This is a genomic window from Sanguibacteroides sp. AM78-02pH3A (genome assembly GCF_027666085.1).
GTDB lineage: Bacteria > Bacteroidota > Bacteroidia > Bacteroidales > Marinifilaceae > Gabonibacter > Gabonibacter massiliensis.
The window spans coordinates 81,660-105,138 of record NZ_JAQEHX010000010.1 but is presented as its reverse complement, the minus strand read 5'-3'; the positions used below and the strand labels follow the sequence as shown (position 1 = coordinate 105,138).

Sequence of the window (23,479 nt, the reverse complement as noted above, 5' to 3'; positions counted from 1 at the left end):
GGTACTAATAACCCGATAAACTCTGTCGGTTGTTTCATTTCCACGTTCGATGTCCCTCTCCATTCAACTAGCTTAAGGTTTGACGTTGAAGACGTTGAATTTTTTTAAAGGTATTAAAAGGTATCTACAGCGACGGTGATCCACCTCTTCCCATGCCGAACAGAGAAGTTAAGCCCGTTAGCGCCGATGGTACTGCCGCGAGGTGGGAGAGTAGGTCGATGCCGAATTTAGGGAGAAGCCACGAGAGATCGTGGCTTTTTTTATTGTAAATTAAAATGATTAAGTGATTAAATGATTTGGTGATCGAGTGATTGGCTGATTCGAATTTAGTCCCGCGATCGTCCTTTTTTTAATTTTAGATTGTAAATTGAATCCCGTTTTTAATTTACAATCTACAATCTAAAATTTACAATCGTCAATCCTTTAATCTCTCAATCTCTTATCATTTTGTCTCCAATCGTTAATCTATAATTCTCAATTGTCAATTTTTTTTAATATTTTTGTCAAAAATAGGACGATATAATGAATAATACGACTTCTTTTATAGTTAAAAATATAGCGGCTTTGTTTTTGATGGTTTTTGTCGTACAGACTGCGATTCGCGATAACGGCGGGTATAATTGGGTTTTTTCTATGCTGGAGGGAAATCTGGAGATGATAAAACGCTACCCCCGGATGAGTACAGAGCAGAAGAACGAGATTAAACATGGAGCGAATTTTAATTATTTACATTTTCTAAAGACCAATACTCCGCCGGATGCGGTTATTCTGTTTCCTCCGAAGGATACGCTCTTGCATGTTAAGCTTTTTAAAGATAAGCCCTCCAATAGTGCTTCTTTGAGAAATAGAATATGGGCGTCTTATTTTGTATATCCTCGTAAGATTATATATGCCGATAGTTTGAAAGGGTGTCCGGCAGAAGTGACTCATATTGCCGTTATCGACAAACATGGGTACGAATATGTAAAAGATAGCGTCGATTTGGCTACCGCTCCTGCTTTTTCGGTTATACCCATAAAAAGATAATTTATGATAGCTTTATTTTCAATCGTATCGGTGTACTTGATAGGGATGATTGTTTTGAGATTGATCAGCCGGGAATGGTCGTTATCGGAAACATTAGGTTTCGGTTTTCCTATCGGTATGGGATGTGTGACGGTATGGATGTTTCTTATGGATGTTTTGGGGATCTCTTTGATACGCGGGACTGTTTTGTCTGGTACTTTTTTATTGGTGGCGTTTTTATATTTTCTTTTGTATTATTTCAAAAAAGATCAGGATATTTTTGCACCTATAAAACGGTACGTCCGTAAGGGAGAGATCAGTAGACTTTTACACAAACAAAATGCCGGAGTTTTATTTTTGTCGGGAGTATTGATCTATTTGATTTATCTGGTAACGGTAAAGGCTTTATACTGGCCTGCTATTCATTACGATACGATTGCCGGGTATGATTTTTTAGCCCGGGCGATTGCCCACGAGGGAACGCTCCATAATTCTCTTTTCGATCCGGCCCATCGTTTGGTTTCTTACCGTAGTATTTATCCTCCTCTTTTTCCTTTAAGTTTTGCCTACGCATATATTTGCGGGGAAATGTCGGTAAAGATTATTCCCATCTTGTATTATGTCTCGATTGCCTTTTCTTTTTATGGTTTATTACGTCGTTATGTGAATCCGTTATCATCGATGTTGATGGTATTGATTTTGTTGGCAACACCTGAATTTGCGGCACAATCGACCTTCTTAATGACGAATATGCCGCAAACTATTTATACTTTGATCGGAGTGATCGGTTTTATTTGTTGGTTTAATCATAAAGGAGAGCGTTATTTTGCCCTCAGTATTATTACCTTGACCTTGGGTGTCTGGGGACGAACGGAAGGGGTTGTATTCTTTATTCCCTGTTGTTTTGCTTTGGCTTATCGACTGATACGGGAATGTCGGGAGCGGTCGTTGTTTTCCCGGGAAAATGTAAAGAGGTGTTTATGGTTTGGTATACCTTCTTGTGTCGCTTACGGAACATGGGAAATCTATCTGAAATACGTTCTGAAAGCCTCTGATTTGCAACAACCTTTTAAGCTGGGAATTATAGAGTTGAAAGGTAAGTTCGACTTTATGATGCGTATCGTTGAAGAGATCAGTTTTTCTTCTCAATTATACGGTTGGGTTATTTATTTGGGGATCACGGCTTTCGTGTTGAATCTGATTTACCTGATGTATAAACGGGAGTGGTTGTTTTTCAATGGAATAACCTTGTCGTTGATCGTTGCGGCATGGTGTATTTATTTGTGGGTCTATTATCAGATCGATGTACCTTCTCTTGATATCTTTGAAGGTTATATCAGTTATGGCTATAAGCGAGGACTTTTTAATTTCTTGCCTTTACTTCTCTTCTATTTTGCCACTTCGAAAGTGGTACAAAATTTCTCGAACATGTTGTATATGGAGTATCCTCAAAAAAAGTAATATGATGAAAACCTGTTTGCTTATTCCTTGTTATAATGAAGGATTGACGATTCGTAAAGTAGTGGATGATTTTAAAAGAGAGGTGCCTGATTTAGAGGTGTATGTATATGATAACAATTCTACGGACAATACCGTGGAAGAGGCTTTATCGGCGGGAGCTATCGTACGTAAAGAGCGTCGGCAGGGAAAGGGGAATGTCGTAAGAAGCATGTTTCGGGATATCGATGCCGATATCTATATTATGGTGGATGGGGACGATACTTATCCGGCCAAGGCGGTTAAGTCGCTGTTGGAACCCGTTGAAAAGGGAGAGGCAGATATTGCGATCGGAGATCGTTTGAGCAACGGTACTTATTTTAAAGAAAACAAGAGGTCTTTCCATGGTTTCGGTAATAATTTGGTTAAGTTTTTTATTAACTACTTTTTTCGTACGGATTTGAAAGACATTATGACAGGATACCGGGTTTTCAGTCGGAATTTCGTGAAGACTTTTCCTGTAATTAGCGAAGGGTTCCAGTTGGAAACGGAAATGACCATATTTGCCTTGAGTAAATATTTCAGAATCGTAGAGGTACCGATAGACTTTTCTGAGAGACCGGAAGGGAGTTTTTCCAAACTGAATACTTTTTCTGACGGTTTTCGGGTTATCATGTGTATTTTCAATATGTATCGGCATTATAAACCTTTACGTTTCTTTACCGTTATCGCCTTATTTTGTATGATACTGTCTTTTATTTTCGGTATCCCGGTAATCATGGAGTATATAGATTACCAATATATATATAAGGTCCCTTCGGCTATATTGGCCGGGTCATTGTTTGTTATTGCAACTTTGACTTATACCTGCGGTTTGATTTTGGATGCGTTGGCTTATAAAGATCAGGCCTTTTTTGAGCAGATATTGAAGAAATGATCGATGAGCGTAAGGAATAGGTTTTAATTTTATATATTCGTGGTTTGAAACAAGATTTAGGAAATGGCATTATTCGGTTTATTTAATAAAAAGAAAAAAGAGAGCCTTGATAAAGGTTTAGAGAAGACAAAAGAGAGCGTTTTTAAAAAGCTTTCTCGGGCAATAGTCGGAAAATCGAAAGTAGACGATGAAGTTCTCGATAATTTGGAAGAGGTTTTGATTACTTCGGATGTAGGAGTGGAGACTACTGTCAGAATTATTCGCAGGATAGAAGATCGGGTCGAACGAGATAAATACGTCGGTGTAGAAGAGTTGAATCGGATCTTGAAAGAAGAGATCGTGGATCTCTTGAAGGAGAATAACGTATCGGATTATAATTCATTCGATTTACCGCCGGGAGACGAACCTTACGTGATAATGGTTGTTGGAGTGAACGGGGTCGGAAAGACAACCACGATAGGTAAGCTCGCCAATAAGTTCAAAGAAGCCGGAAAATCCGTGGTATTGGGTGCTGCCGACACCTTTAGAGCTGCTGCCGTTGATCAGTTGGTCATCTGGGCCGAGCGGGTCGGAGTACCTATTGTAAAACAGGCTATGGGAGCAGATCCGGCGTCTGTTGCTTACGATACGTTGAGCAAGGCGAAAGCCGATCATGCGGATGTGGTCATAATCGATACGGCAGGACGTTTACACAATAAAGTCAACTTGATGAACGAGTTGACAAAGATTAAAAAGGTAATGCAGAAGGTAATACCGAATGCTCCTCATGAGATTTTATTAGTGCTGGATGGCTCCACCGGACAAAATGCTTACGAGCAGGCAAAACAATTTACGTTAGCGACAGAAGTAAATGCATTAGCCATAACCAAATTGGATGGAACAGCTAAAGGGGGGGTCGTGATCGGTATTTCGGATCAATTTAAGATACCGGTGAAATATATCGGTATAGGAGAAAAAATGGAAGATCTGCAAGTGTTTAACCGGGAAGAGTTTGTCGATTCTCTGTTTAGTTAAGCCGAATGATTTAATTGTAAGTTGTAAGGAATACCGTGATTCAATGATTTTGTGATTGAGAGATTGAATTCATATCTGCTGATTTCTGAATTTTAATTTACTATTGTCTACTTAAATTCTTGCATTTCAATTGAAAAAGATTCTTTTTGTTTGTTTGGGTAATATCTGTCGTTCTCCGAGTGCGGAGGCGGTAATGAAGTATTATGTGAAAGAGAGAGGATGGGAGGATCGATTTTTTATCGACTCCGCCGGATTGAGCGGATGGCATTCCGGAGAACCGGCAGATGAGCGGATGCGACAGCATGCTGAAAACAGAGGTTACGAGTTGACCAGTCGTTCCCGTAAATTTTATCCTCCGGCCGATTTTAAAGAATTTGATATGATCATCGGTATGGACGATCAAAATATCCGGGATTTACGGGCTTTGGCCGATACGGAGGAGGAGTTGGGGAAAATACATAAAATGACTGATTTCTGTCGGCATTTTTCCTGTCGAACGGCAATACCGGATCCTTATTATGGTGGGGAGGCCGGTTTCGAGTTGGTGTTGGACCTTTTGGAAGACGGGGTTGAAGGATTGCTCGATGCATTGAAATAACCCATTGAAACGGGTACCATATGCTATTTTAAAATGGTAAATTAAAAGATGCTGAGATATAATGATTATAGGATTTGGTGATTGGAAGATTCAGTGATTGAAGAAGAGTTGACGCTTGAAAGAGGGTAAGAGCACTATTCAATCGTAAATCATGAAGCAAAAAGAATTAAACCCCGAAAGTTTCGATATCTGACTTTCGGGGTTTGTATTATTTGAATATTTTTTATTTCGACAGTTTATCGAGGTACTCGTTCACGTTTTTCTCGATACGTTCCAGTATGTTTGTATTTTCGGCCTTAATGAATTCGGTTCCCGTTATATTTTCATAAAGTTCGATATACCGGTCGGTAATGTTTTTCACCACCGCTGGAGTCATTTCAGGTACTTGTTGCCCCTCTTTTCCTTGGAAGCCGTTTGCCATCAGCCATTCGCGAACGAATTCTTTGGAAAGCTGGCGTTGTTTTTCTCCTTTTGCTAATCTTTCTTCATATCCGTCAGCATAGAAATAACGGGAGGAATCCGGTGTGTGGATTTCATCTATTAAGAAGATCTGTCCGTTTTTCTTTCCGAACTCGTATTTCGTATCCACGAGGATAAGTCCCATTTTAGCCGCCATTTCCGAGCCTCTTTGAAAAAGTGCATACGTGTATTTTTCGAGCATTTCGTAGTCTTCTTTGCTGACCAAACCGCTGGAGATGATCTCTTCTTTGGATATGTTTTCATCATGGCCTTCCATGGCTTTGGTCGTCGGCGTGATAATGGGGGAGGGGAATTTCTGGTTTTCAACCATTCCTTCGGGGAGTTTTATCCCGCAAAGCGTTCTGTTCCCCGCTTTGTATTCTCTCCATGCACTGCCTGCCAGGTAACCGCGGATAACCATCTCCACCTTGAACGGTTCGCACATGTGGCCGATTGTTACCATCGGGTCCGGAGTGGCGATTTTCCAGTTGGGAACAATGTCGGAAGTGGCATCAAGAAATTTCGCCGCAATCTGGTTCAATACTTGTCCTTTGCAAGGAATCCCTTTGGGCAGGACCACGTCAAAAGCAGAAATTCTGTCGGAGACGAGCATGACCAGGTATTCGTCATTGATGTTGTACACATCCCGAACTTTTCCGACATATAGATTTTTTTGTTTCGGAAATTTGAAATTTGTTTTTACAATCGCTTCCATGTTATTCGCTTTAATGATCTGTTATATGGATTTTTTTTCATTGTTGTAAGCTTTCACGATCTCTTTTACGAGACGGTGGCGAACGATATCGTTCGTGTCGAATTCTACAAAGGCGATGCCCTTGATGTCCTTTAGTATCTTGAAAGCATGAATCAGACCAGAATCGTTTTGTTTCGGAAGATCGATTTGGCTCATGTCTCCCGTGATGACAAATTTAGCACTGATTCCCATTCGCGTAAGGAACATTTTCAATTGATTGCGGGTCGTATTCTGAGCCTCGTCCAAAATAACAAAGGCATCGTTTAAAGTGCGTCCGCGCATGTAGGCCAAAGGTGCGATTTGAATGACTTCGGATTCTAAATATTCGGTTAGCTTCCGAGCCGGGATCATATCGGACAAAGCGTCGTACAAGGGTTGTAGATAGGGATCTACTTTTTCTTTCATATCTCCCGGCAAAAATCCTAAACTTTCTCCTGCTTCAACAGCCGGTCGGCTGAGTATAATCCGTTTTATTTCTTTATTGCGTAATGCCTTTACGGCTAAGGCTATAGCTGTGTATGTTTTCCCTGATCCAGCGGGTCCGGTAGCAAAGAGCAGGTCGTTGGTTTTGGAGAGGTCTACTAATTTGCGTTGATTGACTGTTCTTGCCCTGATAATTTTTCCCCCGTTTCCGAAAACGATTATAGATGCCGGATCTTCCGGATCTTCAATAACGTCGTCTTCCAGGATGATCCGTTTCAGGTTGGCGACCGTCAGCATATTGTATTTGTTATAGTGTTCCAGTAAGGCGTTTACCTTAGCGTTTAAGATTTCGATATCTTTTTCTTCTCCTTGAACGATGATTTCGTCACCTCTGGCTGTGATTTTTAATTTTGGGAAAAACTCCTTGAGTGTAATGAATTTTGCGTTATTAATGCCGTAAAAGTCAATGGGATCAATGTTTCCGATACTTATTCTTCTCTCCATCGTGAAATTAAAATAAATAACTTATTTTTGCAGGTGCAAAGTAGTTAAAACAATCGAGAATTGAAAATAAAAATAGGGTTTATCCATTGAGGATTCACGGCCTTGTCCGAGAAAATTTCGAGGTTTTGACGATACCGTTATTAATAATTTTAAATTGCAATGAGTCAAGATATTGAAAAGAGAAAAGAGGCTTTTGCCGATTTATTGGATATCATCGCAACCCTACGGGTGAAGTGTCCCTGGGATAAAAAACAGACGTTGGAAAGTTTACGAAATTTGACGGTGGAAGAGGTGTATGAATTGGGGGATGCAATTCTGAAAAAGGATATGCAGGAGATAAAGAAGGAGTTGGGAGATCTGATCATGCACATTGTTTTTTATGCTCGTATCGGTGAGGAGCAACAGCAATTTGATATAGAGGATGTGTTGGTAGAGATTTGTGAGAAATTGCGTTACCGGCATCCTCATATATACGGGGAGGTACAGGTGGAGAATGAGGATGATGTGTTGCGGAATTGGGAGCAGTTGAAATTGAAGGAAAAAGGTCGGCACCATAAGGTATTGGAAGGAGTCCCGTCTGCTCTTCCGGCAATGATTAAGGCTTTTCGGGTGCAGGATAAGGTAAGGGGAGTTGGATTCGATTGGAAACAAAAGCAAGATGTATGGAAAAAAGTAAGAGAAGAGCTGGATGAGTTACAGGCGGAGATGCAACGGGAAGATACGGAAAAAATGGAAGAGGAATTCGGTGATTTTATGTTTGCCTTGGTCAACGCCGCCCGTTTATACGGTATTAATCCGGAAGATGCATTGGAGAAGACGAATCGGAAGTTTATTCGTCGTTTTTCTTACGTGGAGAGTAAGGCAAACGAAGCGGGAGTAAAACTTGCCGATATGTCTTTGGAGGAGATGGATGGGTATTGGAATGAAGCCAAGAGACGGGAGAAAACAGATAAATAAAAAAAGTCCAGATCGTATGGTTATGATAGATTTAACGGGTAAATGGAAATATAGGGAAAATTACGGTTACGGCATTACGGAAGGGGAGTTGTTTTTGAAACAGGAAGGAAGTGAACTCTCGGGCCGGATCATATTTACGGATAAACCGAAGGAAGAAGAACCTTATATGCTGCAAGAATTTTTAAAAGGGCGTATCGAGGAACATAAGGTGAAGTTGGATGCGGTGGAGGTAGATATTATTCATTCGGAACATGAAATTTATTACGAATTGGACAGTTGGTTCGGGGTGCTGGTTGATGATGTCACCATTATGGGAGTAAGTGTCGATGCTCAGGGAGTGGAAGGAAATTTCAGTTTTGAGAAAGTAACGTGAGGATCTTTATATTTGGATATAGAGGGGATAAGTTTTTTATAAAACAGGCGGAAGAAATTTAGCGCGTATTTTAAAAAGTTGACGAAAGTCAGCTTTTTTTTGTTTGTAATAGAATACATTGCCAAGGAAATAATGAAAAATAACCTACTAAAACCTATATCTTATGTCAAAAATTAATCATCATCCGATTTTAGATGTTCCCAAACGTGATAAAGTAATTTTTACTTTTAACGGGAAAAAAATAGAGGGGGAGTGTGGAGGAACGATTGCGGCAGCTCTTCATCAAGCCGGTTATCCGGTACATAGTCATAGTTTGGATGGGCGTAAACGTTCGTTGGCCTGCGGCATTGGAAAATGCGGTGCTTGTGAGATGTTGGTAGACGGAAAAGTAAAACGGATTTGCGTGACGAAGGTAGATGGGGTGAAAGAGGTACGGGAGATTGCCTCCGGAGAGATGGCTAAAATAAAGGAGACAGCTCCCGAGATATCCCGGAAAATATTACGTACGACGGTAGTGATTGTCGGTGCCGGGCCAGCTGGCTTAGCTGTTAGAGAGGAGTTTGAAAAACGGGGAGTTGATAATATCGTTATCGATAATAATGACAAGATCGGCGGACAGTTTAATATGCAAACGCATCAATTTTTCTTTTTCGAAAAGGAGAAACGGTTTGGAGGGATGCGGGGATTCGATATCGCGAAGACTCTGGCCGGAGAGAATATGGATGGCATTTACCTGAACTCTACCGTGTGGGATATTTTGGAAGGGAAACGGGTAGCTGTGAAAAATTTAGAGACAGACACGGTTTTCTTTGTCGATGCGGATTATTTAGTTGTGGCCACGGGTGCCGTTCCTTTTATGCCTGCTTTTGAGAATGACGATTTGCCGGGTGTTTATACGGCAGCCGTGGTTCAGAAAATGATGAACAATGAATTTACGTTGTTAGGAAAAAACGTGTTGACCGTGGGAGCCGGGAATATCGGTTATCTTACCTCCTACCAACTGATGCAGGCAGGAGCCCACGTGAAAGCCATCATAGAAGCTATGCCGAAGGAGGGCGGGTTTCCCGTGCAGGCGAATCGGGTACGTCGGTTGGCGATTCCCATCATGACGTCTCATATGTTATTAAAAGCTATTCCCAATGCCGATTATACCGGTGTCACCGGAGCTGTCATCGCCGAATGTGAAAATTTCAAACCGGTGCCGGGTACGGAAAAGATATTGGACGGAATAGATGTCATTAATATCTGTACCGGATTGATACCGGATAATCAATTATTGACAAAGGGTAAAGCTGTATTCGGCGCTAATTGTTATGCTGCCGGGGATGCGGTAAGAATTGGGGAGGGAACGAGTGCCGTGCTTCGCGGTAAACAGGCAGCGGTAGAAATCATGATCGATTTGGGCGTCCGGGTCAATTACGATGATTATTTGGTGTTATCCAAAGAGTATATCGATTCGCAGCAGCATCCGGTACGAGTATTGGAGGAACCACGTTTGCCGGATCTTACGAGAATGAAGCAAAGAGGATTCGTGCAGATGGATTGTTTGTATGGTTTTGCATGCAATCCGTGTTCTTTTGCTTGTCCTCACGGAGCGATAACAAAAGATGCTACTTTTACAGTTCCTTATGTCGATTATGACAAATGTATCGGTTGTATGGAATGTGTGTATCAATGTCCCGGATTAGCCATATTCGGGTATGATATGCGTAAGGATACCCTTTTCTTACCTATCGAATATGAGGTGGCGGAAAAGGAAGAGGTATATTTAGTTAACAATTACGGGGAAAAGTTAGGATCGGGAATCATCGAGAAAGTGTTGCATAAACCGAATAAAACCAATATAGTCAGGGTAAGATCATTGGATATTCACGGGGAAGATTTGGTAAAAGTTCGAGGCTTCGTCGTAAAGAATCGTTACCCCGAGAATTTGAAGATGGAGCCTTTGTTGAAGGATAAGAAAGAGGCTACTTTTATTTGTCATTGTGACGATGTGACTTTGGACGACGTTTTGCAGATAGTCGGCGATCGTACTTTTATCTCTATCGACGAGATAAAGCATTCTACCCATCTGGCCATGGGACCTTGTCGGGGAAAACGCTGTATCCCGCGCTTGAGGACGGCATTAAGGGCCAAAGGAATTGAAATTGTCGGGGATGCCACACCGCGGGCACCGTTATCCAATCCGTTGACTTTAGGTGAAATCTATCCTTCTAAAGCCGGGGATGTTTATTTGGTGGCCAATCGGGAAGGTTTTAAAAAAGTTGAAGTAGGGGCATTGATAGCGGGAGGAGGTATCGCCGGAAGTGCTTTGTTCCGTTATATGGCGGAAGCGGGAATGAATCCTGTTCTGGTAAATGCGGATCGGGGATCTTCCTGGCGAAACATCGGGGGGGGGCGTACGGCATTCTCTTTACCGGAATTAGCAGAAATCGCTGAACGTAATCATCAGTTATTTAAGGATCTGCAAAGAATATCCAATATCGATTATAAGGCTACTTGTTACGTGAATCTTGCTCACGATGAAGCTACTTATAACGCATTGGAAGCCAGTAAGGCATGGTCCGATGCTTATATGGTCGATCCGAAAGATTTCAAAAAAGAGATTTCTCCGGCATTTAGCACGAAATCCAAACGTTATATAGGAGCTTTGATCACGAATAATTGTTGGCAAGCGACCCCGGGGAAGGTGGTTGAGTTGATACGCAATATTGGGATAGCTGCCGGAGGCCGGGTCATAGAAGATTGTAAGGTGATCGAGGTGGCTCGCGAAGGTTCTACCTATTCTGTCTTGGTATTGACTCACGATAAAAAATACGTGGAATTCCGGACCGAGAATTTCGTAAATGCCTTGGGAGCCGGGGCCGGAAAGATTTGTGAGAGCTTGGGTATTCAGGCGGGACTTTATCCCGTACGGCATCAAGCTTTTATAACCCGTCGATTACCGATGTTAGGAAAAAACGGGAATAGTTTGGATATGCTGATCGATCGACAAGAGTACAAAGGTTTCTCGGCCGTCTACGGTCAACAGATTGCTTATACGGGACAGATTATCGGTTGTGCTTCTCCGCGGGTGGATGCTTTGCGAACGGATAAGGACTTGATGTTGAATACGAAAGAATTTTTGGAGATTATCGGGGAATTTTTTGTGGATTGGATTCCTGATTTGGCCGGGGTCGGGATTCAGGCTACCTGGTCTGGTTATTACACGGAACCCCGTTATATCGTCGATCCCGAGTTGGGGTTGTTTGTCGGCATGCGCGGGCACGGGTTTATGTTGTCGCAATATATCGCCAAGATGTACGTGGATAAATTGATGGGCCGCCCTGTTCCGGAGTATTTCGATAAGCTCAAACTAAACGGACCGGGATTAGCGGAGAGGGCATTTAAGTGATTCAGTGATTCAGTGATTCAGTGATTGTCGATGGGGGCATTAAGCGATTGACTATTATTGATTTTAGATTGTAAATCGGGTGCTGAATTTTTAATTTACAATCTAAAATCTACAATTTATAATTAATTCCTATCTTTGTGCCCAAATAAATAACAAGAGATGATAAAGTTAGGAGAGTATAATATATTGAAGGTCGTTAAAGAGGTCGATTTCGGGTTGTACTTGGATGGAGGGGAGTATTGGGGCGAGATTTTGTTGCCGCGGGGTGAGAATGCTCCTAAAGAGGTCAGAGAGGGGGATGAGTTGGAAGTTTTTATCTATTTCGATTCGGAGGACCGGATTATCGCAACCATGAATAAACCCAAAGCTATCGTGGGTGATTTTGCTTTGTTGAAGGTAGTAGGAACGAGTAAGGTAGGTGCTTTTTTAGATTGGGGATTGCGTAAAGATTTATTGGTGCCGTTTCGGGAACAACGAGAAAATATGATTGTGGGGAGGGAGTATTTGGTTTATGTTTACGTAGATCAGGTGACCGACCGCATCGTGGCCTCTTCGAAATGGCATAAGTTTTTAAATCAAGAGCCGGCGGATTACAAGGAAGGAGAGGAGGTAGAGCTTTTGATTGCCCGGCGGACCGATTTGGGATATAGTGTCGTCGTAAACGGCGAACACGAGGCCGTGATCTATCGGAACGAAATTTTTCAACCTTTGACGGTGGGTGAACGGGTTACGGGATATATAAAGAATTTGCGGGGAGACGGGAAAATCGATTGTATCCTGCAAAAGAATGACGGTCACCAGCAAGTGGATCGGTTGTCTCAATTGATCTTGACCAAGTTGGAAGAGAACGGCGGGGTTTTAGTCGTCTCCGATAAGAGTGCGCCGGAAGATATTTATCGTTTGTTCGGTTGCAGTAAGAAAAACTACAAAAAGGCAGTAGGCGGATTGTTTAAGCAACGCCGGGTGGAGATCGGAGAACATGAATTGAAATTAATTCGATGATAGGTCTTTGAATACGGAGGAGAAAATGTCTAAGAGTAAAGCCTATATTACAAGTCTTCGATTAAGAACATTGCCTTTATCCGTATCAGGGGTTTTATTGGGAGCTATGTTGGCCGCGAGTGACGGTTATTTTAAGCCGTGGGCTTTTGCGTGGGCGATCGTGACGACAATGGCGTTACAAATACTCTCCAATTTGGCTAACGAGGTAGGCGACCTGGAGAAGGGAACCGATAACGAAAGACGGTTAGGGCCTATCCGAAGCGCACAGAGCGGAGCGTTGAGTAAACGGGAGATGATCCGGGCCATGTCGTTTTTCGGAGGTATGGGGGTCGTTACCGGAAGTTTGTTGGTATACGATGCTTTTGGGGATCTGTTGGATCTGAAAAGTATTATTTTGTTCGTTGCCGGGGGAGCCTCTATTGTGGCTGCCGTGAAATATACGGTGGGGGATCATGCGTACGGTTACCGTGGCCTGGGTGATTTGTTCGTTTTTATCTTTTTCGGGATAGTAAGTGTTTTGGGTAGTTATTTTGCCATGGCGGGCCGTTTGCCGTGGATTGCCCTTTTTCCGGCAGTCTCGATCGGGCTTCTCTCCACCGGGGTATTGAATATGAATAACATCCGGGATATGGAAAATGACGAAACTTGCGGAAAACGAACGATTCCCGTCATGTTGGGAATAAGAGGAGCAAAAATATACCATTTTATCATGATCGTAATGGCTCTCGTTTGTATGGGGCTGTATACTATTTTGCATTCTAACGGCTGGTTCGGGTATCTTTTTACATTAACTTTACCCCTGTTCGGAATTCATTTGGCGAAGGTGTATTATGGAAAAGGGAGAGCCCTCGATCCTCAATTAAGATTTCTTTCTTTAAGTACGTTGCTTTTGACGTTATTGGTTGTGATAGGACAAATGATGTACAATTGACAATTGTAGATTAAAAAATTCTGTGATTGAGTGATATAATGATTCTGTGATTGGAATTAAGATTTCGATATTCTGTAATTTAAAAAATAAACTGACGGGATTTCCCGTCAGTTTATTTATAATTTAAAATCTACAATCTACAATTAAAAGGGTAGATCGTCGGCCTCCGGCATAGGAGGGATATCTTCCACCCGGTATTGGGGAGCGGGGGTACCGGCCATTTGCGGCTCTGCCTGGATTTTTTCGATTCTCCACCCTTCGAGATTGGTGAAATAGGAGATTTGTCCGTTGTTTTCCCATTTTCTTCCTCTCAGATTGAAATAGACTTTGATGTCTTCGTTCAGGTGTATGTTTTCAAGCAGATCACATCTATCCTGTATCAATTGGATTTTCACGAAATCGTTCCATTGGGAATTTTTCTCGTTTTCCACCTCAATGACAAATTCCCGTTTTTGGAAACGATCGCTAATCTTTTGGGTATCTTCTTTATAAATTAATTTTCCAATAACTTCGTAGTTCATATCTTTATAATTAAAACAAGCCCAATTCATTTGGGCTTGTTACTTATTTTCATACAGCGTGATAAATTATTTACTTTGCGGCAGGGGAAACGATCTCGAGTAATTCAACCTCGAAGACCAATGCTTCATTCGGACCGATGGGGCCGCCGTTCGTTCCTCTCGGGCCGTAAGCCAATTTGGAAGGGAGGTAAAGCGTCCATTTGGAACCTACGGGCATCATCTTCAATGCTTCAGTCCATCCGCGAATGACTCCGTTTACCGGGAACTCCGCGGGTTTGTTGTGTTTGTATGAAGAATCGAATTCTTCTCCGTTAATAAAGGTTCCTTTATAGTGAACTTTCACGATGCTTGTGTCGGACGGAATCGCACCTGTACCCTCTTTTTCGATCTTGTATTGCAAGCCGCTTTCGGTTGTTTTTACACCCTCTTTTTTGGCGTTTTCAGTCAGGAAAGCTTCTCCTTTTTTCAAAGTCTCTTCAGCTTTTGCAGTCATAACTTTTTGAATGTAGTTACCGAGGAATTGTTGCATTTCCATTAAATCTGCCGGAGCTTTTTTCTTCTGTAAAGCGGTATTCATACCGGCAATAATAGCCTCTACGTTTGGTTTGTCCAAACCGTTTCTGGTTAACATGGTACCGTTCATGTAACCGATATAATAACATGCCGTGTCAGCTTCTGTTTTTAGAGTAGCGGTAGTTTTTGTCGCGTTGTTACAACAGCTGGTAAAACCGAGAACAACAACAGATAACATTAAGATCAAATTCTTAGTATTCATAGTTTTATTAATTAAAATTATACGATATCCAGTAATTCTATATCAAAAATCAAAGTCTCGTTGGGACCGATGGCTTGTCCTGCTCCGTGTGCCCCGTAAGCCAGTTCTGACGGGATAAATAGTTGCCATTTGGAACCCACGGGCATCAATTGTAAAGCTTCCACCCAACCGGGGATTACCCCGTTTACGGGAAACTCTGCCGGTTCTCCGCGGCGGTAAGAGGAATCAAATACGGTACCGTTGATCAAACGTCCTTCATAGTGGCATCTAACCGTGTCTCCCGCTTTGGGGATTGCTCCGTTTCCGGTGGAGATCACTTTATATTGCAGGCCGCTATTCAGGGTAATGACGTCCTCTTTTGTTTTATTCTCTTTCAGAAAGGAAGCTCCGGCTTCTTTTGCCGCATTTCCTCTTTCGTTCTGTAATTTTTCAAAATAAGTCTGTAAAATCTGATTGGCTTCTTCCGGGGTGATTTCAGGCATCTGGCCAGCGTATACAGTACGTAAAGCATCTACAAACGCTTCCGTATTTATTTGATTAACACCGGATGAAAGGAGGTTACTTGCGATACTTAGTCCGAAACAATAACTCACTTTGTCTAACTCTTCAGTATACTTCATTTAAAGGTTGATTAATGAATAAATATTTTATTTTCTAATTGACAAATGTAAAAACAATGCGTGAAATCACAAACAGGTTTGAGCCATTTTTTGCAGTATGTGAAATAAACGGAAAGATTTAATCCGAAGTGATTCTCCCGTCGCGTAATTTTATTTGTCGATCCGACATGGCTGCCAATTCCGAATCGTGGGTGACGATCACGAATGTCTGTCCTAATTTTTCCCGTAAAGAGAAAAAGAGCTGGTGCAATTCGTTTTTGGTTTGGGTGTCCAGGTTACCGGAGGGTTCGTCTGCCAATACCACTTTGGGGCGGTTGATCAGGGCTCTGGCCACGGAAACCCGTTGTTGCTCGCCTCCGGAAAGCTGATTAGGTTTATGATGGATTCTGTCGGACAGCCCTAAAAGTGTTAAGAGTTTCAGTGCTTGTTTTTCCGTTTCTTTTTTTCCTTCTCCCTTGATCCATGCCGGTATACACACGTTTTCCAGGGCTGTAAATTCAGGTAGCAGATGATGAAATTGGAACACGAAACCTATGTTTTGGTTGCGGAAGATGGAAAGTTTGTTGGAAGAGAGTTTCGCCACGTTAATGCCGTCGTAATAGAGTTCCCCCCGATCCGGCGTATCTAACGTACCGAGAATGTGTAATAACGTGCTTTTTCCTGCTCCGCTGGCTCCCACGATAGTGACAATTTCTTTCTCCTTAATCGTCAGGTCGATACCTTTTAATACTTCTAACTCTCCGTAGTTTTTAGTTATATTTTTGATTTCAATCATACGATGATTCGCTATTTTTTCGGTTTAAAGATAGTGATAAATGTGGAGAAGCCGTATATTAGCGGATTAAAATATGAATTTATGGAATATTATATAGATCCTGTTGTGTTTGTAGCGGAAAAGAGTGGCTTCGGCAGTCAATACGTGAAAAATTTGTTGAATCTGCTGGATGAAGGAGCGACGATTCCGTTTATTTCCCGTTACCGGAAAGAGATGACCGGAAGTATGGATGAAGTGGGGGTCGGAAAAGTACAGGAGATTTACGGGCAGTTTAAAGAATTGGAGAAGCGTAAAAAGACGGTGCTCGATAGTATCGAACAGCAGGAAAAGCTGACATCTGAACTGAGGAAGACGATTGAGAGTTGCCGGGAACTTCGGGAATTGGAAGATATTTATCTTCCTTATAAACCTAAAAAACAAACCAGGGCTTCCAAAGCAAAAGCTAAAGGTCTGGAGCCTTTGGCCGTCATGTTGATGAAACAGGAGGGGGGAGAGGTATGGACGAAAGCTACCCGTTTCGTGAAAGGAGAGGTGGCGAATGAGGAGGAGGCGTTGCAGGGGGCGAGGGATATTATAGCCGAATGGGTCAGTGAAAGTGAGCGGGCTCGGAATACGACCCGGCGTTTTTTTGACCGGGAAGCGACGATTACCTCTAAAGTGATAAAAGGAAAAGAGGAGGGGGGAGAAAAATATAAGGATTATTTCGATTATACGGAGAGTTTACGTCGTTGTCCGTCTCACCGGATGTTGGCTATCCGGAGGGGAGAAAGCGAGGGTATTTTGAAGGTAAGCATAGGTGTGCCCGACCAAGAAGCCGTAGAGGCCTTGGAAAAGCAATTCGTAAGAGCCGGTAACGAGAGTGCGGAGCAGGTGAGGGAGGCCGTACGGGATGGTTATAAACGCTTACTCGTCTCTTCCATAGAATCTGAATACAGCGTGGCAGGCAAGCAAAAAGCCGATGAAGAGGCTATTAACGTTTTTGCCGAAAATTTGCGCCAATTGTTATTAGCTCCCCCGTTGGGCAGCAAGCGGGTATTGGGTATTGATCCGGGATTCCGTACCGGTTGTAAGGTGGTTTGCTTGGACGGGACGGGAAACCTCGTGCATAACGAAACCATCTATCCGCATCCGCCTCAAAACGAAGTACGACAGGCGGCTAATAAGGTCACTCAATTGGTGAGTGCTTATAAAATAGAGGCTATCGCTATAGGGAACGGTACGGCAGGACGGGAAACGGAGCGTTTTATACAAAATCTGCGTTATGACCGTAAGATTCAGGTCTTCGTGGTGAGTGAAAGCGGGGCATCCGTCTATTCGGCCTCTAAAATAGCCCGGGACGAGTTTCCCCAGTATGATGTAACCGTTCGCGGAGCCGTGTCGATCGGGCGTAGGTTGATGGATCCTTTGGCTGAATTGGTAAAGATAGATCCGAAGTCGATAGGCGTGGGACAATATCAGCATGATGTCGACCAGGTGAAGTTGAAGGAGAGTTTAGACCGGGTGGTGGAGTCTTGCGTAAATCGGGTAGGTGTAAATGTGAATACGGCCAGTAAGTACCTTTTGACACATGTCTCCGGTTTGGGACCTGCTTTGGCGGAAAATATCATAGAATACATAAAAGAGAACGGTCCGTTCAGAAGCCGCAAAGAGATAAGGAAGGTGAAACGAATGGGGGAGAAGGCATTCGAGCAATGTGCCGGATTTCTGCGTATAGCCGATGCGGAATATCCGTTGGATAACTCTTCTGTCCATCCCGAATCCTATGCTGTGGTAGAACGGATGGCAAAAGATTTGGGACTTCCCCTGAAGTCTTTGATCGGAAATGAGGAGGTATGCGGTAAAATCGATTTGAATCGCTACGTGGACGAACGGATCGGTTTGCCTACCCTAAAAGATATTATCGAGGAGTTGAAAAAACCGGGACGGGATCCCCGGTCTGTGGCAAAGGTGTTTAGTTTTGACGAGCGGATTCATTCCATCGATGATCTTCAGGAAGGAATGGTCGTACCGGGTATCGTGACTAACCTGACTAATTTCGGAGCTTTTGTGGATATCGGTGTAAAACAGGACGGTCTGGTCCATATTTCGGAGATTGCCGATCAATTTATCTCGAATCCCACGGAGATCCTCTCCTTGCATCAACATGTGAGCGTCAAAGTAATTCAGGTGGATAAAGTCAGAAAACGGATCGGGCTTTCCATAAAACAGGCATAAATTATATTAGACGAGAGCTTTTACTCGTTCCCCTTTAGGACATTTACCGGATTTTCCCGTGCGGCGTTGACGGTTTGCCAAATTACCGTTAACAGGCCGATTGCCAAGGCGGAGATCCCGGCCATGATAAAGGCTCCTGGCGAGAGGGAAGATTTATAAATAAATCGGGTGAGCCATTGCTCTGAAAAGTAGTAACCGATGGGGATAGCGATTGCGTAAGCGATCAGAATCCATTTTATGAATTTCCGGCATAGTAATATAACGATCTGATTTTCGGTAGCTCCGTTGATTTTTCTTAATCCGATCTCCTTTTGTCGGCTCTCCACGGAGAACCACGCCAGTCCGAAGAGACCGAGGGCACTCAGTAGGATGCTTAGCCAAGAGAAAACCGTAAGGGTTTCCATGATCCGGACTTCTTCCTGATGAAACTCCAGGTACATCTCTTTCATGCTCTGCGTGAGGAGTGGAGGGAAAGCCGGGTAGTTGCTTTGCCATAATTCCCGAAGTTTGGTTTCGGTTACTTCCCGGGAACCTTTTTTTATCCGGATGGTAAGGCGGCCGGAACCGTCGGGTGAATAGCGGATCAGCATGGGTTTGATGCCTTCGGTGAATTTATTCGTGGCATAGTCGGCAATGACCCCGATAATTGTATACCTTTCATTGTAATCATAGGTGAAAGTTTTCCCGATGGGAGTCGGCCATCCCATTTTCCGGACAAAAGATTCGTTCACGATGGCCTCGTGGTAGGCTTGGGGGCCCGGGGAAAATCCTTTTCCTTCCGCGAGTGGAATATCATAGCATTCGAAAAATGAATCGTCGGCGTCGGTTATGTTGATGATGGTATCTTTTCGAGAATAGGTAAAATTCTGATGCATGGCCGAACCTGTAATATTCAGGATTTCCGGTAGGGCATGGAGTTGTTCCTTGAAGTTCCGGAATTCTCCTTTTTCCAGAAAAAAAACTCCCCCGTATAACGCTATAATCTCTTCCGAATGGGGGCGGCTGTGAACGATATAGTTCATTTGGTTTCGGATATTAAACATTAGAATAAACAGAATAATGGAGAGGGAGAACTGTACGATAACAATGTCCCGGGTCAGTCGGTTCCGTCGTGAGAGTTTTCGTTTTAAAATAGGACTTAACAGGCTGTTCTTCAGTTTAAAACCGATGTAAATGACGGGGATGAATATAATCACCGTTAGCAGAAAAAGCAATATCAACGGGGTTTGTCCGGATAGGAAGTCCAATATTTGCATATCGCTTTGGACAAAACTGTCGAAGATGGGGAGTAACCTGTAAATAAGCATCAGGGCGATACCCGAAGAGAGAAGGGTGAGCATGGCAGATTCTCCGATCAATTGCTTGTAAATGCCGTTTTTCGATTCCCCGAGTACCAGTTGGATACTGGTATTTTGTAATTGTTTGAACGTGCGGGTCATATAGATGTTGATATAGTTGAAGCAGGATACGATCAGGATAAGAAGGGCGACACTCAGGCTCGTGTAGATGAATGTCGGATCCCGTTTATCGATCAGCTCATTATAGTAGAGATAAGATTTTTCCGAGAAGTAGAGTTGATTGCTCGGTTTTAATACGACCTTACCCCTGTTGGCATTTAAATTTTGAATCAGGGTATCCTGACTGATTTTTTGCTGAAAGGTTTGCGGGTTGACCGATTCGTTTAGTTTAACGAAAGCGTAGAATTGACTCGATCCCTGAGCTTCGTTGATTTTATTTTCGGCAATGCCCCATAATATCCCGAAGGAGAGGAATGTCTTTTGACGGTCGTCGATGACCGCGGTGATACGGAATTCCTCTTCTACCGGAATATAAGTTATTTTGCCTTCTATATTTTTAATCGTATAGCGGGTAAGTCGTAGCGTTTTCCCGACGGGATTTTCTTTTTCGAGGTACTTCCGGGCGAAAGAGCGGGTAACGGCTATTTCATTTTCATGGGCGAGAGTGGATTTCAGGTCTCCGGACAACATTCTAAAATGAAAAAAATCTACGGTCTCGGGTATCACGGAGTAAGCCTGTTCGTAAGGAATCTCTGTTTTTCCCGGAAAGAGGTTGACGGGTTCGTTTCGAAAAACAGCATGGGATTTGATCTCCGGATAACTTCTTTGCAGGTAATCGGCGATCTCTCCCGAAAAAAGAGTGTTATAGGATATTTCTTCTTTTGTTTGGATGAGGTAACATTTTTCACTTGCCGGGATAGCTTGGGCAATCCGGTATTCATGCATGACAAATCCTGCAAGCAGCATACTTGCCGTCAATCCGACGATAAGGCTGACGATGGATATGAACGTGTATATTTTGTTTTGTTTCCATCCTCTGAGTATAATCTTGATGCTTGTTTTTCGCATGGCTGTACAGTTTAGGTTATTCGTTTTTTAATACCTCTACCGGATTGGTCCGGGCGGCCTTCCTGATTTGCCAGGTAGTCACTCCGAGTACGATCAAGGCAACGATTCCCGGAACAAAGATAAAGATCCATCCGGAAATTTCCGTTTTGTAGGCGAAACCCTCCAACCACTTGTTCGACAGGATATAGGCGATCGGTATGCTTAAGGTGCAAGCCGTCAGTGTTTTTTTCATGAAATTCCGGTTTAATTCTCGGGTGATACGGGATTCGGAAGCCCCGTTTATTTTTCTCAGAGCGATCTCTTTTCTTTTTGTTTTAGCCACAAATGTCGAAAAGGAGAAAATTCCCATACCTCCGATTAGGATAGCGATGATCGTGAAAATCGTAATTATTTTGACGGTCGCTATGTCTTTGTCATAAAAATCGGAATCCGCGTATTCATGGTAACTGAAAAGAGTGCCGGGATAGATCCGGGTATATACTTGTTTTATATAATCAATGACTTCCTGACGTTTACCGGGTTGGTAACGGACAATCAGATTCATACTTCGCATGTACAGGCCGTTATATATAACAACGGGTTGAATGGGTTGGTACAAGGGATTAAAGTGGAAATTTTCCGTTATTCCGACTATCTTGACACGTGTATCGTACAGATTTATGATAGCATCTTGCGGGGAATGCAGGTTCAGTGTTTGTACCAAAGCTTTGTTCACGATAACTTCCCCGTAATAAGAATTGGGATTGTCGGGGTCGTATTCGGTAGAGAGTTCCTGAGGCATACGTCCCTCGCTTAGCTTGATTCGGTAAATAGAAAGATAGTCTTTATCCCCGATAAGGGTTTGTATTTTTATTTGATGATCGGGTTTATTTTCGGGATAAAGGTCTATGTAGAACGAAGGGGATATGGGTAGGGATTCTCCGTTGCTGACGGTTACGATATCCGGGTTCCGCAAAAGTTCTTCCTTACATAAACCGATGCGATTGGGTATCAGGAAATGGAGCGTATTTTGAGTGCTATACCCTAAATTTTTATTTTTAATGTAGTCCATTTGACTGTAAATGACAGTAGAGGAGAACAATAGGGCACAGAATATAGCCATTTGGGTTATCGTCAGTACCTGTTTTAAGCTCGAATGCGGTGGAGCGGACCGGAGGGAACGGTAGAGTCCGTTCCTTTCCAGTCTGTTCCTGATGTAAAAGAATAAAAATGACCCGATCATCCCGGCTGCAATTGCAATTATGAGAAGAAACAAAATCGTTTCTTTTCCGGTGAACGTGAAAGCGTAGGGATGATGGGGCGATAATATACGGTTAATAACAGGATGAAGCAGGTTGCCAGCCCCGATAGCGATCCCGAAAGCAATAAGAATTTGTAGCCCGATTTCTACGGACAATTGCCTCTTAAACGTGTTGGAACCGGCTCCGAAACACTTCTGTAAAGCGAATCCGGCGATCTCCTTTTGTTGGAATTGTGCTGTTTTGATCATGATATAATTGGAGGCGGCTAAAAACAGAATCAATAGGGTAATGCCGCATAGTAGGAGAGTGAAAAGCCAAGAGCCTCTGAGCATATTATCGGGAACGATATGGCCGGAATGAAAATAGATCTCCCGGAACGGTTGAAGTTTAAACGCTTCGTTGCCGAGGGTTCCCGCGGGAAAATGTTTGGCAGTCAGCAGGGGAATCGCTTTTTCGATCTCCGCTGGATCAGCCTGATCGTCCAGTTGCAGAAAGAGATGAGTCCCGATGACACCCCATCTCTCAAATATATCTTTCTCGTGTACGGGGGATAGGATGATATCTGCTTGAATGGAGGAGGTAGGGGGAAGATTGTCCATTACGGCAATGATCTGGAACTCTTTACCCGAATCTTCCCGGTAAGTATATTTGGCTCGAATGATTCTTCCGATCGGGTTTTGTGTCCCGAAATATTGTTCTGCTTTTCGGGAGGAGAGTATCGCCCAGTTGGAGACATCGGGGATATGAGCATCTCCCGTCAAAATAGGAAAATGGAATAGATCGAAAAGCGAAAGATCGGCGTACATGCAAGCTGATTCAAGGAATATCTCCGTGTCTCCTTCCGGTTGAATACCGAGGGATTGAGGAAAGAAACACCGTACGTAGTTTTCTATCCCCGGAATCTCCTTTTTAGCATAGGGACCGATGATACCATAGGTCCGGCCGGACCATTGAGGGGAATTTTGATCGTTATGGGTTACGCGATAAATCTTTTTCGTACCGGGGTAAAAACGGTCGCTTTCCCATTCCCTGCTGATGTGTTTGAAGATCAATAGGGCGGCTGTAAAGGCAATGGCCAATCCCGACAAATTAATTAAGGTGTAGCTTTTGTTGCGGAGTAGTTTTCGAAATATGAATTTGAGCTGATTCATGGGAAACGGATTTCTTTTTACGGTTTAT

19 protein-coding genes and 1 rRNA gene are annotated in these 23,479 nt (G+C 43.0%); 12 read left to right on the top strand and 8 right to left on the bottom strand.

The window, feature by feature from the left end:
• The first annotated feature begins 116 nt into the window (after positions 1 to 116).
• From rrf to PGR74_RS12605, 6 genes are all read left to right on the top strand, one after another.
• A 5S ribosomal RNA gene (gene rrf, locus PGR74_RS12630) occupies positions 117 to 227 on the top strand.
• 295 nt (positions 228 to 522) lie between these two features.
• Complete coding sequence (locus PGR74_RS12625; protein WP_041504602.1) at positions 523 to 1,026, top strand: hypothetical protein; 504 nt, start codon at positions 523 to 525, stop codon at positions 1,024 to 1,026.
• Positions 1,027 to 1,029: 3 nt separating this feature from the next.
• Complete coding sequence (locus PGR74_RS12620; protein WP_041504601.1) at positions 1,030 to 2,466, top strand: glycosyltransferase family 39 protein; 1,437 nt, start codon at positions 1,030 to 1,032, stop codon at positions 2,464 to 2,466.
• 1 nt (position 2,467) lies between these two features.
• Positions 2,468 to 3,379 carry a glycosyltransferase family 2 protein gene (locus PGR74_RS12615; RefSeq protein ID WP_200889864.1) on the top strand — a complete coding sequence of 304 codons (912 nt, stop codon included), beginning with the start codon at positions 2,468 to 2,470 and terminating at the stop codon, positions 3,377 to 3,379.
• Between the two features lie 63 nt (positions 3,380 to 3,442).
• Positions 3,443 to 4,393 carry a signal recognition particle-docking protein FtsY gene (gene ftsY, locus PGR74_RS12610; protein ID WP_041504600.1) on the top strand — a complete coding sequence of 317 codons (951 nt, stop codon included), beginning with the start codon at positions 3,443 to 3,445 and terminating at the stop codon, positions 4,391 to 4,393.
• A 130-nt stretch (positions 4,394 to 4,523) separates the two neighbouring features.
• Positions 4,524 to 4,991, top strand: a complete 468-nt coding sequence (locus tag PGR74_RS12605; protein WP_041504599.1) for a low molecular weight protein-tyrosine-phosphatase — start codon at positions 4,524 to 4,526, stop codon at positions 4,989 to 4,991.
• Positions 4,992 to 5,214: 223 nt separating this feature from the next.
• Here PGR74_RS12605 and PGR74_RS12600 read toward each other — a convergent pair whose 3' ends face one another.
• Together PGR74_RS12600 and PGR74_RS12595 are read right to left on the bottom strand one after the other, a co-directional pair.
• Positions 5,215 to 6,165 (bottom strand): phosphoribosylaminoimidazolesuccinocarboxamide synthase, encoded by a 951-nt coding sequence (locus tag PGR74_RS12600; protein ID WP_041504598.1) that lies wholly within the window; start codon positions 6,163 to 6,165, stop codon positions 5,215 to 5,217.
• 21 nt (positions 6,166 to 6,186) lie between these two features.
• A complete protein-coding gene (locus tag PGR74_RS12595; RefSeq protein ID WP_041504597.1) occupies positions 6,187 to 7,131 on the bottom strand; it encodes a PhoH family protein in 945 nt (314 codons plus the stop codon).
• Between the two features lie 159 nt (positions 7,132 to 7,290).
• On the opposite strand from PGR74_RS12595, the gene mazG reads away from it, so the two are divergent.
• The 5 genes from mazG to menA all read left to right on the top strand — a co-directional run bounded on the left by mazG (position 7,291) and on the right by menA (position 13,788).
• Positions 7,291 to 8,088 (top strand): nucleoside triphosphate pyrophosphohydrolase, encoded by a 798-nt coding sequence (mazG, locus tag PGR74_RS12590; protein ID WP_041504596.1) that lies wholly within the window; start codon positions 7,291 to 7,293, stop codon positions 8,086 to 8,088.
• Between the two features lie 16 nt (positions 8,089 to 8,104).
• Positions 8,105 to 8,461, top strand: a complete 357-nt coding sequence (locus PGR74_RS12585) for a hypothetical protein (RefSeq protein ID WP_235375116.1) — start codon at positions 8,105 to 8,107, stop codon at positions 8,459 to 8,461.
• A 163-nt stretch (positions 8,462 to 8,624) separates the two neighbouring features.
• A complete protein-coding gene (locus PGR74_RS12580) occupies positions 8,625 to 11,855 on the top strand; it encodes an FAD-dependent oxidoreductase (RefSeq protein ID WP_041504595.1) in 3,231 nt (1,076 codons plus the stop codon).
• Between the two features lie 159 nt (positions 11,856 to 12,014).
• Positions 12,015 to 12,857: a CvfB family protein gene (locus PGR74_RS12575; protein ID WP_041504594.1), complete on the top strand. Its 843-nt coding sequence runs from the start codon at positions 12,015 to 12,017 to the stop codon at positions 12,855 to 12,857.
• Positions 12,858 to 12,882: 25 nt separating this feature from the next.
• The gene (menA, locus tag PGR74_RS12570; RefSeq protein WP_041504593.1) at positions 12,883 to 13,788 is read left to right on the top strand and encodes a 1,4-dihydroxy-2-naphthoate octaprenyltransferase; all 906 of its coding nucleotides are present in this window, start codon (positions 12,883 to 12,885) and stop codon (positions 13,786 to 13,788) included.
• A gap of 143 nt (positions 13,789 to 13,931) precedes the next feature.
• Here the strand turns inward: menA and PGR74_RS12565 are convergent, their stop codons facing one another.
• The 4 genes from PGR74_RS12565 to PGR74_RS12550 form a co-directional block, all read right to left on the bottom strand.
• On the bottom strand, positions 13,932 to 14,309 hold the full coding sequence (locus PGR74_RS12565) for a DUF3127 domain-containing protein (RefSeq protein WP_041504619.1): 378 nt from the start codon (positions 14,307 to 14,309) through the stop codon (positions 13,932 to 13,934).
• Between the two features lie 70 nt (positions 14,310 to 14,379).
• The gene (locus PGR74_RS12560) at positions 14,380 to 15,084 is read right to left on the bottom strand and encodes an FKBP-type peptidyl-prolyl cis-trans isomerase (protein WP_041504592.1); all 705 of its coding nucleotides are present in this window, start codon (positions 15,082 to 15,084) and stop codon (positions 14,380 to 14,382) included.
• 17 nt (positions 15,085 to 15,101) lie between these two features.
• Positions 15,102 to 15,704, bottom strand: coding sequence for an FKBP-type peptidyl-prolyl cis-trans isomerase (locus PGR74_RS12555; protein ID WP_041504591.1), 603 nt, complete (start codon positions 15,702 to 15,704; stop codon positions 15,102 to 15,104).
• Positions 15,705 to 15,822: 118 nt separating this feature from the next.
• Complete coding sequence (locus PGR74_RS12550) at positions 15,823 to 16,479, bottom strand: ABC transporter ATP-binding protein (RefSeq protein WP_041504590.1); 657 nt, start codon at positions 16,477 to 16,479, stop codon at positions 15,823 to 15,825.
• 81 nt (positions 16,480 to 16,560) lie between these two features.
• On the opposite strand from PGR74_RS12550, the gene PGR74_RS12545 reads away from it, so the two are divergent.
• Positions 16,561 to 18,693 (top strand): Tex family protein, encoded by a 2,133-nt coding sequence (locus tag PGR74_RS12545; protein ID WP_041504618.1) that lies wholly within the window; start codon positions 16,561 to 16,563, stop codon positions 18,691 to 18,693.
• A gap of 20 nt (positions 18,694 to 18,713) precedes the next feature.
• Here the strand turns inward: PGR74_RS12545 and PGR74_RS12540 are convergent, their stop codons facing one another.
• Complete coding sequence (locus PGR74_RS12540; protein ID WP_041504589.1) at positions 18,714 to 21,059, bottom strand: ABC transporter permease; 2,346 nt, start codon at positions 21,057 to 21,059, stop codon at positions 18,714 to 18,716.
• A 16-nt stretch (positions 21,060 to 21,075) separates the two neighbouring features.
• A complete protein-coding gene (locus tag PGR74_RS12535; RefSeq protein ID WP_041504588.1) occupies positions 21,076 to 23,451 on the bottom strand; it encodes an ABC transporter permease in 2,376 nt (791 codons plus the stop codon).
• Between the last annotated feature and the right edge of the window lie 28 nt (positions 23,452 to 23,479).

Excerpts from the sequence above, each read along its gene's own strand:
- menA (WP_041504593.1), top strand. The coding sequence starts at position 12,883 with ATGTCTAAGAGTAAAGCCTATATTACAAGTCTTCGATTAAGAACATTG.
- PGR74_RS12540 (WP_041504589.1), bottom strand. The coding sequence starts at position 21,059 with ATGCGAAAAACAAGCATCAAGATTATACTCAGAGGATGGAAACAAAAC.
- mazG (WP_041504596.1), top strand. The coding sequence starts at position 7,291 with ATGAGTCAAGATATTGAAAAGAGAAAAGAGGCTTTTGCCGATTTATTG.
- PGR74_RS12545 (WP_041504618.1), top strand. The coding sequence starts at position 16,561 with ATGGAATATTATATAGATCCTGTTGTGTTTGTAGCGGAAAAGAGTGGC.
- PGR74_RS12535 (WP_041504588.1), bottom strand. The coding sequence starts at position 23,451 with ATGAATCAGCTCAAATTCATATTTCGAAAACTACTCCGCAACAAAAGC.
- PGR74_RS12580 (WP_041504595.1), top strand. The coding sequence starts at position 8,625 with ATGTCAAAAATTAATCATCATCCGATTTTAGATGTTCCCAAACGTGAT.
- PGR74_RS12555 (WP_041504591.1), bottom strand. The coding sequence starts at position 15,704 with ATGAAGTATACTGAAGAGTTAGACAAAGTGAGTTATTGTTTCGGACTA.
- PGR74_RS12625 (WP_041504602.1), top strand. The coding sequence starts at position 523 with ATGAATAATACGACTTCTTTTATAGTTAAAAATATAGCGGCTTTGTTT.
- PGR74_RS12615 (WP_200889864.1), top strand. The coding sequence starts at position 2,468 with ATGATGAAAACCTGTTTGCTTATTCCTTGTTATAATGAAGGATTGACG.
- PGR74_RS12560 (WP_041504592.1), bottom strand. The coding sequence starts at position 15,084 with ATGAATACTAAGAATTTGATCTTAATGTTATCTGTTGTTGTTCTCGGT.
- PGR74_RS12595 (WP_041504597.1), bottom strand. The coding sequence starts at position 7,131 with ATGGAGAGAAGAATAAGTATCGGAAACATTGATCCCATTGACTTTTAC.
- PGR74_RS12565 (WP_041504619.1), bottom strand. The coding sequence starts at position 14,309 with ATGAACTACGAAGTTATTGGAAAATTAATTTATAAAGAAGATACCCAA.
- ftsY (WP_041504600.1), top strand. The coding sequence starts at position 3,443 with ATGGCATTATTCGGTTTATTTAATAAAAAGAAAAAAGAGAGCCTTGAT.
- PGR74_RS12585 (WP_235375116.1), top strand. The coding sequence starts at position 8,105 with ATGGTTATGATAGATTTAACGGGTAAATGGAAATATAGGGAAAATTAC.
- PGR74_RS12550 (WP_041504590.1), bottom strand. The coding sequence starts at position 16,479 with ATGATTGAAATCAAAAATATAACTAAAAACTACGGAGAGTTAGAAGTA.
- PGR74_RS12575 (WP_041504594.1), top strand. The coding sequence starts at position 12,015 with ATGATAAAGTTAGGAGAGTATAATATATTGAAGGTCGTTAAAGAGGTC.
- PGR74_RS12600 (WP_041504598.1), bottom strand. The coding sequence starts at position 6,165 with ATGGAAGCGATTGTAAAAACAAATTTCAAATTTCCGAAACAAAAAAAT.
- PGR74_RS12620 (WP_041504601.1), top strand. The coding sequence starts at position 1,030 with ATGATAGCTTTATTTTCAATCGTATCGGTGTACTTGATAGGGATGATT.